This is a genomic window from Aeromonas tecta, assembly GCF_000820185.1.
Classification (GTDB): Bacteria; Pseudomonadota; Gammaproteobacteria; order Enterobacterales; family Aeromonadaceae; genus Aeromonas; species Aeromonas tecta.
Map to the genome: position 1 here is coordinate 1 of NZ_CDCA01000015.1, position 536 is coordinate 536.

General features: G+C 59.3%; 1 protein-coding gene. It reads left to right on the forward strand.

Annotated features, from left to right (window positions below; all coding sequences use genetic code 11):
- On the forward strand, positions 1-266 hold a 266-nt coding region (locus BN1137_RS22800), incomplete at its 5' end, for a hypothetical protein (RefSeq protein ID WP_232306886.1).
- Between the last annotated feature and the right edge of the window lie 270 nt (positions 267-536).

Consider the following 536-nt stretch of genomic DNA (forward strand, 5'->3'; position numbering starts at 1 on the left):
GCCCAGATCCCCCCGGCGGCGACCCCTTGATATTTTTCATGAGCGCCTTGATGGATAAAAGCACGCCATCTGACCCCGCCCCGCCCGGGCGCCGACCAAGCCTTGGCCCGGCAACGCGCGTTGATACCTTGCCGACCCCCTCACCAAGCCGGGTGCAGCTGACCCCAATCGATACAATCGGTGCACTAAATACGATTTATCAGCATATAAACAATGAAAAACTGGAATCAGGCAGCGCAAGCAAGATGTCATTGATGTGGCAATAGCACGTCCGCTTGCCCGGGGTGAGGGAAACCCCCGGGTCGGCGCACCTTATTTGAGCGAGGAGATCAGCGAGGCATAAATACGAGCCCAGTCGTATGAGCAAAGCAGGCGTGGGAGCACAGTAGGCGTGTGAACACAGGAAGCATGAGATCGCGCGCGTGAGTAAGATCAGGGAGCACGTGAAGGAGTGGATAAGGTGAAGCAAACCAACGAGGGGCAAGGCGCGGGTGCAGCCGGAGGGCGCTACGACAGAGGCCGCCCGCAGGCGGCCT